Annotated in this window: 13 protein-coding genes and 1 other RNA gene; 3 read left to right on the top strand and 11 right to left on the bottom strand. The window is 65.6% G+C overall.

Annotated features, from left to right (window positions below):
• Nucleotides 1–130: 130 nt before the first annotated feature.
• Nucleotides 131–733 (top strand): hypothetical protein, encoded by a 603-nt coding sequence (locus ADAD_RS0108110; RefSeq protein WP_139020392.1) that lies wholly within the window; start codon nt 131–133, stop codon nt 731–733.
• A 31-nt stretch (nt 734–764) separates the two neighbouring features.
• On the opposite strand, the gene ffs is transcribed toward ADAD_RS0108110, so the two are convergent.
• The 6 genes from ffs to ADAD_RS0108085 all read right to left on the bottom strand — a co-directional run bounded on the left by ffs (nt 765) and on the right by ADAD_RS0108085 (nt 5,282).
• Nucleotides 765–859: signal recognition particle sRNA small type (ffs, locus tag ADAD_RS16630), an RNA gene on the bottom strand.
• Nucleotides 860–895: 36 nt separating this feature from the next.
• Nucleotides 896–1,822, bottom strand: a complete 927-nt coding sequence (bla, locus tag ADAD_RS15760) for a class A beta-lactamase (RefSeq protein WP_010412292.1) — start codon at nt 1,820–1,822, stop codon at nt 896–898.
• Entirely contained in the window at nt 1,819–2,097 is a 279-nt protein-coding gene (locus ADAD_RS0108100; protein ID WP_010412288.1) for an ETC complex I subunit, read from the bottom strand. Before ADAD_RS0108100 ends, bla begins: the two co-directional genes overlap by 4 nt.
• Before the next feature lie 15 nt (nt 2,098–2,112).
• Nucleotides 2,113–4,557, bottom strand: coding sequence for an ATP-dependent helicase HrpB (hrpB, locus tag ADAD_RS0108095; RefSeq protein ID WP_010412284.1), 2,445 nt, complete (start codon nt 4,555–4,557; stop codon nt 2,113–2,115).
• Between the two features lie 102 nt (nt 4,558–4,659).
• Nucleotides 4,660–4,878, bottom strand: a complete 219-nt coding sequence (locus ADAD_RS0108090; protein WP_010412281.1) for a helix-turn-helix transcriptional regulator — start codon at nt 4,876–4,878, stop codon at nt 4,660–4,662.
• Complete coding sequence (locus ADAD_RS0108085; protein WP_237700796.1) at nt 4,875–5,282, bottom strand: hypothetical protein; 408 nt, start codon at nt 5,280–5,282, stop codon at nt 4,875–4,877. The genes ADAD_RS0108090 and ADAD_RS0108085 overlap by 4 nt, the downstream gene beginning before the upstream one ends.
• 145 nt (nt 5,283–5,427) lie before the next feature.
• Between ADAD_RS0108085 and ADAD_RS0108080 the strand changes: the two genes are divergently transcribed.
• Nucleotides 5,428–5,877: a hypothetical protein gene (locus tag ADAD_RS0108080; RefSeq protein WP_010412274.1), complete on the top strand. Its 450-nt coding sequence runs from the start codon at nt 5,428–5,430 to the stop codon at nt 5,875–5,877.
• Nucleotides 5,878–6,177: 300 nt separating this feature from the next.
• Here ADAD_RS0108080 and ADAD_RS0108075 read toward each other — a convergent pair whose 3' ends face one another.
• From ADAD_RS0108075 to ADAD_RS0108055, 5 genes are all read right to left on the bottom strand, one after another.
• Nucleotides 6,178–7,200 carry a polyprenyl synthetase family protein gene (locus ADAD_RS0108075; protein ID WP_010412272.1) on the bottom strand — a complete coding sequence of 341 codons (1,023 nt, stop codon included), beginning with the start codon at nt 7,198–7,200 and terminating at the stop codon, nt 6,178–6,180.
• A gap of 97 nt (nt 7,201–7,297) precedes the next feature.
• Nucleotides 7,298–8,824: an ATP-binding protein gene (locus ADAD_RS0108070; protein WP_010412269.1), complete on the bottom strand. Its 1,527-nt coding sequence runs from the start codon at nt 8,822–8,824 to the stop codon at nt 7,298–7,300.
• Nucleotides 8,781–9,458: a response regulator transcription factor gene (locus ADAD_RS0108065; protein WP_010412266.1), complete on the bottom strand. Its 678-nt coding sequence runs from the start codon at nt 9,456–9,458 to the stop codon at nt 8,781–8,783. The genes ADAD_RS0108070 and ADAD_RS0108065 overlap by 44 nt, the downstream gene beginning before the upstream one ends.
• Before the next feature lie 104 nt (nt 9,459–9,562).
• The gene (locus tag ADAD_RS0108060) at nt 9,563–9,835 is read right to left on the bottom strand and encodes a hypothetical protein (RefSeq protein WP_010412264.1); all 273 of its coding nucleotides are present in this window, start codon (nt 9,833–9,835) and stop codon (nt 9,563–9,565) included.
• Nucleotides 9,836–9,994: 159 nt separating this feature from the next.
• Nucleotides 9,995–10,720, bottom strand: coding sequence for an SIMPL domain-containing protein (locus ADAD_RS0108055; RefSeq protein WP_010412262.1), 726 nt, complete (start codon nt 10,718–10,720; stop codon nt 9,995–9,997).
• Nucleotides 10,721–10,822: 102 nt separating this feature from the next.
• Here ADAD_RS0108055 and ADAD_RS0108050 point away from each other — a divergent pair, with 102 nt between their 5' ends.
• Nucleotides 10,823–12,640, top strand: a complete 1,818-nt coding sequence (locus ADAD_RS0108050; RefSeq protein WP_010412258.1) for an ABC-F family ATP-binding cassette domain-containing protein — start codon at nt 10,823–10,825, stop codon at nt 12,638–12,640.
• The last annotated feature ends 28 nt before the right edge of the window (nt 12,641–12,668 follow it).

Here is a 12,668-nt window from a genome sequence, read left to right as displayed (position 1 = left end):
GCTTGTCATCCGGCGATGTGGGAAAAGAAACCCGGAGAGGCGCCCCCCGGGAGACAAGCACGCTCTTGGCAATCAATTGTCGCGTGCTGTTTCCGTTGTCGGCATACCGACTGCTAGCTAGGATCGCGCGATGCTCCTGCCCCTCGCTGCTCTGCACGCCCCGCCCCTGTCCGTCCCGGTCGAGCCAGCGAGACCGCCGGTGGAAATCTCCGCCGGAACCCTGCAATCGCTCAATCCAGCGTTGCTCGATCGATTGTGCAACGCGAATGGCGGTATCGGCGGCCGATTCGGGCAGGTGCCCGATACACAGGGGGCTGACCTTATCGGGATCGACGGAGCTCCGCGCCGGACCTTTGATCCCCATGTCGGTCCGTTCGAGGAATACGAAACCTGGCAAACCCCGCGTTCGCAGCGCACGCACACAATACGCTATATCGCGCCAACCACAGACAGTCTGACCCGCGAGACCCTTGCGCGGCATCTCGCCTCTATCGCCTCGGAAGGCGGCTGGAAGCGCATCGAGGCGCCCGAGGACGCAAGCGTCTTTGTACGCTACTCGATGCAAGTCTCGTGGCACAAAGAGATCGAACGCGACGGCGAGCCCACACTGATCACGCTCATGCCCGATGGCGGTCTCTCGAGCGTGTCGCTTTACTGCATCGCTCAGGACCTCAGGGCGGACGCCGAAGCCGAGCGGCAGGAGAATGTCGGCGACACACCGTTTGCGCGCTGATTACAGGGCAAAGGCAGGTTCGCTAATATACTGAAAAGGAGCCGAGCGACCCGTCGCAATTCACCTGGGCTGCTTCCTTCCGGACCTGACCCGGTGAGCGAACGCAAACGTCCACCCGACTCCCGCCGCGCGATATGGCGAACGCAGATCAAAAGCGCAAGATCAGGATGCGCTACGAACCAGGTCTGCCGCGATTGCGCCCACCTCAGCACCCAGGGCATCTGCGAATGCGCCCGCTTCGCGCGGTCGGTCGAGGAAGAATACAAGCGTGTACCAGCCGCCGCCAGCGGGATCGAAAATGGCAACGTCGTTGATCTCGACCGCACCGGGCGCCGCGCAATAACCGGTCTTGTCGCCCACACTCCAATCGCCCGGGATCCCCGCCCTCAGCCGGTTGAGCCCGGTTTCGCTCGCTACCAGCCACCGCGCCAATTGGTCGCGGTCCGCAGCATCCAGGACCGTGTCGTCGGAAAGGACGCGGCGGTACGTCTCGCCGAAAGCCAGCGGGCTGGTCGTGTCGCGCGGGTCCCCGGCGGCGTTCTCGTTCAGCGCCAGCTCCCGCCGGTCGAGCCGGGTCACATCGTCGCCAAGCGCGCGAATCCATTCGGTCAGCCCGCGCGGCCCGCCCACTTCGTCGAGCAGCAGGTTGGCCGCACCATTATCGCTCACGGTTACGATGTTTTTCGCCGCATCGCCTACCGTCATCCAGCCTTCCTCGAAGCGGGAACGGGTAAAGGGCGCGTGCCCTTCCACCGCTGCCGGATCGATGATGAGCCGATCCTCTGGCTCCAGCCCGTTCACGCCCGACAGGACCATGCCCGCCAGCAACGTCTTGAAGGTGGAGCACATGGCGAAACGTTCTTCGCCGCGATGCGAGAGCAGGACCGCGCCGGCAGGATCGATCAGCGCAACGCCCAGCCGGCCCCCGCTACGCTTCTCGATATCGACCAGTTGCGCACGCGCCCGTTCGATCGAACCAACGGAGAGGCCATCGCGCTCGATCGGCTGGGGCGAAGGATCGCTCGGTTGCGCAACGCATCCGCCCGCGCACATCAGCGCGGCAAGAAACGCGGCGCGCACGACGCTCACCGGAAATTGTCGGCGTAGGCCTGCAGCTTCAGCTTCTTGGGCGGAGTCGCATGAACGCGCGCGGGGATGCCGTATTTCTCGGCATAGGCCTTCGCCTCGTCCTTGCTCGGGAAGGTCAGCTGCACCTGAACCTGCGTATCGCCCGACCCGGTCCAGCCCATCAAGGGGTCCGCCCGCCGTGCTTCGGATTGCTCGAACTCGAGCACCCACTCGTCGATTCGTGCCTTGCCGGATTGCATCGCGCTCTTCGGGCGCTGATAGATACGTGCTGCCATGGGGTTCTCCCTAATTCAGCCTTTGCCCCGTGAAAAGGCATTCTTGGTCTTGAGGCTCGGCGCTTCGGTCCACGGCTCTTCCGGCCAGCGATGCTTGGGATAGCGGCCCTTCATGTCCTTGCGCACATCCGCCCAGCTTCCGCGCCAGAAAGCGGGCAGATCGCGCGTAGCCTGCACCGGGCGACCGGCGGGGCTGGTCAGCTTGAGCAACAGGGGCGTGCTCCCGATCATGGGATGGCGATCCAGGCCGAACAGGGCCTGCACGCGGACTTCTACAGCGGGCGCATCCTGCCCAGTATAGTCGATCGCATGCTGAGTTCCCGCCGGACTGGTAAACGCGCGCGGCGCGCACTCGTCCAGGCGCTGCCGCTCGTTCCAGTCGAGCATGCCCAGCAGCGCGTCGATCAGCTTGCCCCTGCCGATGCCCAGATCGCGGCGTCCGGCCAGCAGCGGCGCGAGCCACATGTCCGCTGTCTCGCGCAGCATATCGGGCGAAAGCCCCTCGATCCCGGCGAAGCGCGCGCGGGCGAGCAGATCTGCCGGAAGCAGTTCTCCCTGCTCGCTCCCCAGCTTGTCCAGAGCCTTGTCCACAAGCAGGGCCTGCACCGCATCAATATCCGGATCTGCGTCTGACCCTTTGGAGAGCACGAGCGCGCCCAGCCGCTCCTCGCGCCGCGCCTCGACCCTCTCGCCCACCCAGCGCAAGGTACGATGGAGTTCGATCCGCTCACCGAACCATTGGCGCAGATCCGCTTCGTCGAGCGAAGCGGCAGCGGTAATCCGCGCGCCCTGCGCGCTGCCCTGCGCATCGCCGATCACGCAGTATTCCGCCCGGGCTACCGGCGACGCAGGATCGAGCCGATAGCCACGCCCGTTGGCGGCCAGCCAGTCTTCGCCCGACGCATCGCGCCGCTTCGCCACGAAGCCGGGGCGGCCTGCGGCGAGGATCACGGCGAGCGGCAAATCCGACTGTCCGGCGTCGCACTCGACCAGCTTCTCGGCTGCCTTTGCCCATCGCGCGGCCAGTTTCCGGCTCGCCTCCGCGCGCGGGCCCCGATCGCCCCTCCAGCGAGACAGCCGCGCTTCCAGGTCTTCGCCGCGTCCGCTGAGCCCGCGCTCCTGCAGCAGCAGAACCGCCTGTGCCGCACGCCCCGCACAGCCGTGCCGCGCGCCGAACAGCACCATCGCCGCGCCCGAAGGGTCGAGCGGCAACTGCGCCATCGCCTCGCCATCGGCCGTGATGCGCCCGTCCGCATCGAGCGCGCCGAGCGAGCGCAGCTCCTCGCGCGCCGTGGCCAGCGAAGCGGCGGGCGGCGGATCGAGCCAGCGCAGGTTGGCAGGCTCGCTCTCGCCCCACCTGGCCAGCGTCAGCACCAGCGGCGCAAGGTCGCTGGTCGCGATCTCCGGCGGCTCGAACGCGGGGCGCCCCGCATGCGCCGCTTCCGTCCACAGGCGATAGGCGACACCGGGGGCCTGCCGCGCCGCGCGCCCTGCCCGCTGCGTTGCCGAGGCCTGCGATGCCTGCACCGTCACCAGCCGGTTGCCGCCCGCCGCGCGGTCGTATTCCGCCCGGCGGGAGAGGCCGCCATCGACCACCACGGTAACGCCGTCCAATGTCAGCGAGGTTTCGGCGATTGCGGTCGCGAGCACGATGCGGCGGCGCCCCTGCGGATCGCGGCGGATCGCAGCGCGTTGCGCTCCCGGATCGACCTGTCCGTGCAGCGGCAGGATCACCGCTTCACCCAGCCGCGGCTCCAGCCGTTCGCGCACCCGCTCTATCTCGCGCACGCCGGGCAGGAAGGCGAGGATATCGCCCTCCTCGTCCCGCCATGCCCGCGCCACCGCATCGGCCATGGAATCCTCGAAACGGTCCACCCCGCTCGATCCAAGCCACGCGATGCGAAGCGGATGGCTTCGGCCCTCGCTTTCGATCACGGCACACCGATCCATCAGCGATGCGAACCGCTCTCCATCCAGAGTGGCGGACATGACCAGCAGGCGCAGGTCCTCGCGCAGCACGGCCAGCGTTTCCAGCGCCAGCGCAAGGCCGAAATCGCTGTCCAGATGCCGTTCGTGCGCCTCGTCGAACAAAACGGCGGAGACGCCGGAGAGCTCGGGATCGGCCACGATCCGGTTCACGAAGATCGCCTCCGTCAGCACGGTGATGCGCGTTTTCGCGGATCGTCTGGAATCGAGCCGCGTCAGGTAGCCGACCGTCTCCCCCGGTTTTTCGCCCAGCATCGCGGCCATCCGCTCCGCCGCGGCGCGCGCGGCGACCCGGCGGGGCGAGAGCAGCAGGATTTCGCCTTCGCACCATTCCTCACCCAGCAGCGCAGGCGCGACCGCCGTGGTCTTGCCCGCACCCGGCGGTGCGACCAGCACCGCGTTGGAGCCGGTGCGCAGCGCGGCCTTCAGGTCCGGCAAGACCGCGTGGATGGGGAGACGTGAATCCTCGGGCATTCCCTCGCCCCTAACCCAGTCCGTCACCCCTGCGAAGGCAGGCTTCCGGATAGTCTGTCGGCAGGCGTTGTGCCGCCGGCTCGCAAGCGCACCCCTGCGCGATCACTCCCCCTCCCAGCCGAACACATCCTCCACCCCCACGCCGAACCGGCGCGCGATGCGGAAGGCGGTTTCGAGGCTGGGGGAATAGCGCCCCTGCTCGATCGCAATGATCGTGTGGCGCGTCACCCCCACGGCCTCGCCCAGCGCGGCCTGGCTTATCCTGTCATGTTCCTCGCGCAATTCGCGCACGCGGTTGGTGATCGGTGGGCGCTTGCTCATCGGGTAGCGCGGCGGAAGTAGAATATCTGGAGCGCATATTCCGCGATGGTCGAGACAATCAGCGCGCCGACGATCGCATGGACCAGCAGCGTGGCGCTCCACCCGCCGATATGCATGACGATCGCGGTGATGACCCCGAAGCCGAGCACCGCGCCCGAGAAGTGGCCCGCCCGGTCGATCGCGGCGCGCTCCCGCTCGTCGGCGGGCGCATCGGCTTCTTTGGGCGAGGCAACCGCGAGGATCACCTGCGCAACGATGGAGAGCACGATCACCGCGAGCACATAGGGGATCAGCGGACCGATCACCGGAGCCTGCGGCGCCGCCGCGACCAACTGGGCGTACCAGAGCCCCGTGGCGAGCATGATCGCCCCCATGACCCAAGCGGATTTTTCCCTGAACGACATGACCGCGAATCTCCTTCGTTGTGTAGAACATTTTCTACATAGGAGGATTGCTAGAGAATGTCGAACATTTTTTACAAGGCGAGTTTTCGACAGATTTTGATCGCCTTTTGTTCCCGAGCGGTAAGACTGATGCTAAAGAGACGCGATGCGAGCGTACGCTTTTAGAATTGTTGATGCTTTACCGTCGAAAATTGCGGGAGGGCTCGCTTTCTTCGCACCAATCTATGCGAGCGCGAAGCCCGATGAGGCTTCATCGCTGCTCGATTATGCAATGAGCGCAGAGACGATTGCGCGCTATTCACCCTTCGCGGTCCTTATAGCCGCCCTCTACTGGCTGCTTTGGCTGGCCCTCAAACGGTACACTTCAGTGGCTAGCAACCGTGGCAAGGACGTGCGGCTAGGAAAAGGGTCTGTCGCTTCCGGCGAGCTCCCTGATCAATTGAAGATGGGCGACGGCTCGGTCGTAGTTCTTCCCGACAGCAAAGGCAGTATGAAGTACCTTCAAGGTGCGGCGTTCGGATGGAATGCTTCAGCTAGTGGCAAGGCGACTGCGGTCGGCAGGGGCGCTCGATCTAACGCGAACAAAAAGGAGTGAGCGTCGTGAAGGTTGGGAAAGATTCCGTAGTTATGGGTCACGTTTCCGAGAACTTGGAAGTTGGAGAAGGCTGCGTCATAATTGGGCCGACTGACTCCGGCGGTAACACGATTCTTGATCAGAACATGGCTATCGGTCGTGGTGCGCAAGCAGGTCTAAACTCAATTGCGATTGGAACGCACGCCCAAGCCGGACTGCGTCGTCGGGATTAAAACGACAGGAACGGTTACTCCACAAGCCGAAGAAATTGTTCTTTAGAAGGGCGTACGGCACGCGTGCACTGCGCTTGTGTCAAAAAAGCTAAAACCCCCGCGCCACCGCGAAGTGCGCGGCGGCGACCATTGCCTCGCGGGCCTTGCCGTCGGGGAAGATCGACAGCGCATCCGCCGCCCGCTGCGCGAAGTGTCGGGCGCGCTCGCGGGTTGCCTCGACGCAGTCGTGGCGTTCCACCAGCGCAACCGCATGGGCCAGGTCTTCGTCGGACGTCTTGAAGCCCGCGATGGCGCTTTCCCAGAACTTGCGCTCTTCCGCGTCGCCGCGCGCATAGGCGAGGATGACCGGCAGGGTCATCTTGCCCTCGCGGAAATCGTCGCCCCGGTCCTTGCCCATCGCTGCCGCGTCGGACGAGTAGTCCAGCGCGTCGTCGACCAGCTGGAACGCTATCCCCAAGTTGCGGCCATAATCGTCCAGCGCCTGTTCCTCCGCGTCGCTGCACTCCGCAACCACGGCGGAGATGCGGCTGGCGGCGGCGAACAGCGCCGCCGTCTTTGAGCCGATAATATCCAAATACCGCTCTTCGCTGGTGGCGATCTTGCGCTGCGCGGTCAGCTGCGCAACCTCGCCCTCGGCGATGATCGCGCTGGCGGAGGAGAGGATCTTCAGCACGCGCAGGCTGCCATCCTCGGTCATCAGTTCGAATGCGCGGCTGAACAGGAAATCGCCCACCAGCACGGTGGCAGGATTGCCGAAAATGATGTTCGCGGCGGCCTTGCCCCGGCGCATCTCGCTGCCGTCCACCACATCGTCGTGCAGCAGCGTGGCGGTGTGGATGAACTCGACCGCGGCGGCCAGCTTGTGATGGCGCGTGCCCTGGTACCCGACCAGCTCCGCCCCGGCGAGCGTCAGCATCGGGCGCAGGCGCTTGCCCCCGCCCGATATCAGGTGCCCGGCCAGGCTCGGGATGAGCGGAATTTCGCTCTGCATCCGGTCCAGAATCACGGAATTGACGGCATTCATGCCCGGTGCCGTCAACGCGAGCATCGCGTCGATGGAGGCATTGGGCGCGCCGGAGGCTCGGCTGATTGGGACGATCTCGGCGGTCATTGCGCCATCCAATGGCCAAGCGACGCGATCATTTCAAGCGCATAAGGGACATCGCGCGTTGCAAGCTGCGGCACAGACAAGGCGGACACCGTGGCGATCAGGCCCGGGGCAGCGAGAGCCGGACCAGAAGACCGCCCAGATCCTCGCTCTCGGCAAGATCGACCGACCCGTTGTAGATTTCCGCGACGTCGCGCACGATGGCCAGCCCCAGCCCCGTGCCCGGCTTGCCCGTATCCAGCCGCGCGCCGCGATCGAAAATCTCGACCCGCTTTTCCTCGGGGATGCCCATGCCGTCGTCTTCCACCCAGATCACGCAGCGCTGATTGTCCGGCTCTGCATCGATGGTCACGAAGACACTGCCACCGCCGTATTTGGCCGCGTTCTCGATCAGGTTGCCGACGATCTCGTCGAGGTCCTGCCGCTCGATGGCGACCTTGGCATCGCTCGATCCGTCGATATCGAAGCGCACGTCGGGATAGAGCCGCTCCACCGCACGCCGCACGGCTTCCGCGCTTTCGCGCACCGGCGTCTGCGCATGGCCGACCGCGCGGCGGCCCACGGCACGCGCGCGGGCAAGATGATGGTCCACATGGCGGCGCATCGTGCGCGCCTCGCGGATCACGGTATCGGCCAGATCGGGCGCGTGCGCGGTGGCGGCGTTGTTGACCACCGTAAGCGGCGTCTTGAGCGCGTGCGCGAGGTTGCCCGCATGGGTGCGCGCCTCCTCCGCCTGCCGCTCCGAATGCTCAAGCAGCATGTTCAGCTCCTGCACCAGCGGCTGCACTTCCAGCGGCAGCGGATCGGTCACGCGGTTGGAGCCGGAAGTGCGAATATGCTGGATCGCGCCCTGAATGCGCCGCAGCGGGCGCAGGCCGACATAGCTTTGCAACAGCACCAGCACCATGAGGCCCAGCCCCAGGATCACGAAGCTGATGACGAGGATGCGCTGGATACGGTCGATCTGTTCGTCGATCTCGTCCCGCGACTGCGCGACCGCGAAGGTCCACAAGGTATCGCTGCCCGGCAAGGTGGCGTCGCGCTGCGCAATGCGCAGCGAGCTGCCGTCGAACTGCGCGCTGTCGTAATTGAGCACATCGACCCGGTCGGACCGGCGCAGCTGCAGCGTCTGGTCCCACAGCGAGCGCGAGGGAAGAACCGTCTCGTTCTCCAGGCTGACCGTCTCGCCCGCAGGGCTGATCTGGTAATAGAGGCCGGAATTGGGCTCCAGGAAGCGCTGGTCGCCCATCGGGCGGATCAGCCAGACCTGATTGCCCTCCTGAATCTCGGCAGAGGCGATCAGTGCGGTGAGGTTGTTGTTGAGCTGCGTGTCGAAATTCTGCTCGACCAGATTGGTCAGCGTGCGGTCCAGCGTCAGCCCGCCGCCCAGCAGCAACACCATGATCCACACGGCAGAGATGGCGATCATCCGCCATGTCAGGCTGCCGGTATGCGGGGCGACGAAATCGCGCGGGCGCTCGTCATGCACCTCGCCCGCAACACGGTCGGGCGCACGCGGATCGCGCCTGCCCGTGCGGTTCGCGCCGACGGCCCCCGCATCGCGGGGTGCGTCGGTCGCGGACTTAGGCCCGGGGGGCGTCGGCGGGGTCGTCGAGGCTGTAACCAAGGCCACGGATCGTTGTGATGACTTCCGCACCCAGCTTCTTGCGGATGCGGGTGACGAAGACCTCGATCGTGTTGGAATCGCGGTCGAAATCCTGATCGTAGATATGCTCGATCAGTTCGGTGCGGCTGACGACCTTGCCCTTGTGGTGCATCAGGTAGCTCAGCAGCTTGTATTCCTGCGCGGTCAGCTTCACCGGATCGCCCCCGCGCGTGACGCGGCCCGAGCGCGTGTCGAGCCGCACATCGCCGGCGGTCAGTTCGGACGAGGTATTGCCGCTCGCACGGCGGATCAGCGCGCGCAGGCGGGCGATGAGTTCCTCGGTCTGGAAGGGCTTGGCGAGATAATCGTCCGCGCCCGCATCCAGCCCGGCGACCTTGTCCGACCAGCTGTCGCGCGCGGTCAGCACCAGCACGGGGAAGGTGCGGCCTTCCTTGCGCCACATGCCCAGCACCGTCAGCCCGTCGATTTCCGGCAGGCCGAGGTCGAGGATGACGGCATCGTAATTCTCGCTGGAGCCCAGATAGTGGCCGTCTTCCCCGTCGGTCGACAGGTCCACGGCATAGCCGTTCTGTTCCAGCGTCGATTTGAGCTGCTGGCCCAGGGTAGGCTCGTCTTCTACGATCAGGATGCGCATCGGCGGCTGGTCCTTGTCACTTCGCAAGTATCATCAACAAGGCCGCTCCTTGAAGCGAATGGCGCATCATCGTCAACAACCCAGCCCGAGATTCCCGCCGATCTCTAGCGGGCGACCCGCATGACGCGGCCCGTTCGCGCATCGACATAGACGTGGATCACGCTCTGCCCGCGCACGTAGATCAGCCGATAGGCCTTTGCCTGCGCGTCGTAGCTCGGCCCCAGATATTCGTAGCAATCGCCGCCCGTGCGCCGCCCACCGCAGCGCGGCACGCCCAGCGCCCGGGCGCCGATCGCTTCGAGCTGGCGCAGTTCGAGGACGCGGCCCTCGCCCAGATCGCGCCGGGCCGCCTCCTGCGCCGTATTGCTCTGCGCCATGGCAGGAGCGGGGGTTGCGACAAGCGCACAACCGAGAAGAAGGGAGGCAAAGACAGCTTTCATGATGGGAGCAGTAGTGCACCAACAGCGTTGAATAGGTTCTGAATGTTGCCCTGCACCAATCGTTCAGCTTTCGGCCTCATTTGATGAATAGCGGCCTTAATTGACCGCTTCATACGTGACGGAAACGGTCACTCCGGTTTCCACCATGCCCGGCTGGACAGGCGGGGCGCCGGCACTGCGCTGCGCCGTCACCATGATGGCATCGGCCGCATATTCGCGCGCGTTGCCCTGCACGCTCTCGGCGATCTTGAGCACGCGCACGTTCGAATAGCCCGCGACCCGCGCGTAATCCATCGCCATGCTCCGTGCGCGTTCCAGCGCCCGGCGGCGCGCTTCGGCCTTGGGCTGCGTATCGTCGGAGACCGAGAAGCGGGGCCCGTTGATGTTGTTCGCGCCCGCCTGCACCAGCGCATCGAGCACGTTGCCGACTTCTTCGGTATCGCGCAGCTTCACGCTGACCTGATTGGAAGCTTCGTATCCGCGGAACACCTGGTCGCGGGTCTGCTGATCGTAATCGAACCGGGCGTTCAGATTGATCCGCGTGGTCTGGATGTCACGCTCGGGAATGCCGAGCGAGCGGAGCCGGTCGATCACGCTCTGCATCTGGGTGGAATTCTGCCGCAGCGCGTCGGATGCGGTCATGGCCTGCGTGGTGACGCCCGCGCTGATCGTGACCGTGTCCGGCTCCACCTCCACCTGCTCGTTCACGACCAGTTCGATCACCGGCCCGGTGGCCTGCACCTGAATGTCGGCGGCGCTGGCAGGAGCGGTGGCGAGCGCGGCAAGCGCAATGGCGGTCGGAACGATGGCGGTGCGGATCATGGGCGTTTCTCCAAGGAAAGCTGTTATTCCAATTGTTACCCGCAAGATCGAGCCTGCGGAAGGCTTGTGAGATAGGCTTGTGCGCCTTAACTCGCCGCAACAATGGCTCAGCCTCCAATTCTTTCCTGGGAAAACCTCGGCCTGCAGCAGGGCGGACGCTGGCTGTTCGGCGGCCCGAACCAGGACAATATCGATCTGCATGTGGGCCCGCGCGACCGTCTGGCGCTGATCGGCCGCAACGGCGCGGGCAAGACCACGCTGTTCCGGCTGATCGAGGGCAAGCTCGAAGCGGATCAGGGCCAGCGCAAGGTGAAACCTGGCACGCGAATCGTCGTGCTGGAACAGGACCCTGACGTGTCCGCCTGCGACACGCTGATGGATTTCGCGCTGGGCGGCGAGAACCCGCCCGCCGAACACGAGGTGGAAGCCATCGCCGGTCAGCTGGGCATCGACATGAGCCGCGAGGCCAAGGGCGCCAGCGGTGGCGAGAAGCGCCGCGCCGCCATCGCCCGCGCGCTGGCGCAGGACCCCGACCTGCTGCTGATGGACGAGCCGACAAACCACCTCGACCTCGCAGCGATCGACTGGCTGGAATCCTGGCTGGATCGCTATACCGGCGCCTTCATCGTCATCAGTCACGACCGGACCTTCTTGAAGCGCCTGACCCGCGCGACGCTGTGGCTCGACCGGGGCACCATGCGGCGCAAGGAAGTCGGCTTTGGCGGGTATGAGGCCTGGGAAGAGCAGGTCTATGCCGAGGAAGCGCGTGCGGCGGAGAAGCTCGACGCCAAGCTGAAGCTGGAGGCGCACTGGCTGGAGCGCGGCGTGACCGCGCGGCGCAAGCGCAATCAGGGCCGGCTGGAGAAGCTGTGGCAGATGCGCGCGCAACGCGCCTCGATGATCGACACCAGCGGCACCGCGAAGCTCAAGCTCGCCACGGCAGAGGACTTCAAGAGCAAGTCCGTGATCGTGGCCGACCATATCTCCAAGAGCTACCCAACCCCTGAGGGTGACGAGCGCACCATCATCCGCGACTTCTCGCTGCGCATCCAGCGCGGCGACCGCATCGGCATCGTCGGAGCGAATGGCGCGGGCAAGACGACGCTGCTTAAGATGCTGACCGGCGAGATCGAGCCCGATAGCGGCAGCGTGGACATCGCCAAAACCCTGACCGGCGTGATGATCGACCAGCAGCGCAGCCTGCTGGGCGCAGGGATGACCGTGCGGCAGGTGCTGGCCGAGGGTGGCGACTGGATCGATGTGCGCGGAAACCGCAAGCATGTGCAGGGCTACCTCAAGGAGTTCCTGTTCGATCCGGGCATCGTCGACACCAAGGTCGACATCCTTTCGGGCGGCGAGCGTTCGCGACTGCTGCTGGCCCGCGAATTCGCCCGCGCGTCCAACCTGCTGGTGCTGGACGAGCCGACCAACGATCTCGACCTCGAGACGCTCGACCTGCTGCAGGAGGTCATCGCGGACTACGAGGGCACCGTGCTGATCGTCAGCCACGACCGCGACTTCCTCGACCGGACGGTCACCGTCACCTTGGGCCTCGACGGGTCGGGCAAGGTCGATGTGGTCGCCGGCGGGTACGAGGACTGGGTGGCCAAGCGCCGCACGCCCATCGTGGGCAAGTCCAAGACGGCCAAGTCCACCCCAACGCCGCCTCCCCCACCCCCGCCTCCGCGCGCAGACAAGCTCAGCTTCAAGGACCAGCGCGATTACGACACGCTTCCCGCGCGCATCGAGGAACTGGAACTGGCCATCGCGCGGGGGGAGGAGATCCTCGCCGACCCGGAACTCTACTCCAAGGATCCGCAGCGTTTCGCCACCATTTCCAAGGGTGTCGAGAACGCGCGCAGCGAGAAGGACGCGGCTGAGGAGCGCTGGCTCGACCTGGCCGAGCGGGTCGAGGGTTGAGCCTCGATCCGCTACGCCGGGAAATCGC

The sequence above is a fragment of the Citromicrobium sp. JLT1363 genome, from assembly GCF_000186705.1.
In the GTDB taxonomy this organism is placed as follows: Bacteria; Pseudomonadota; Alphaproteobacteria; order Sphingomonadales; family Sphingomonadaceae; genus Alteriqipengyuania.
This window is presented reverse-complemented; position numbering and strand designations above follow the sequence as displayed.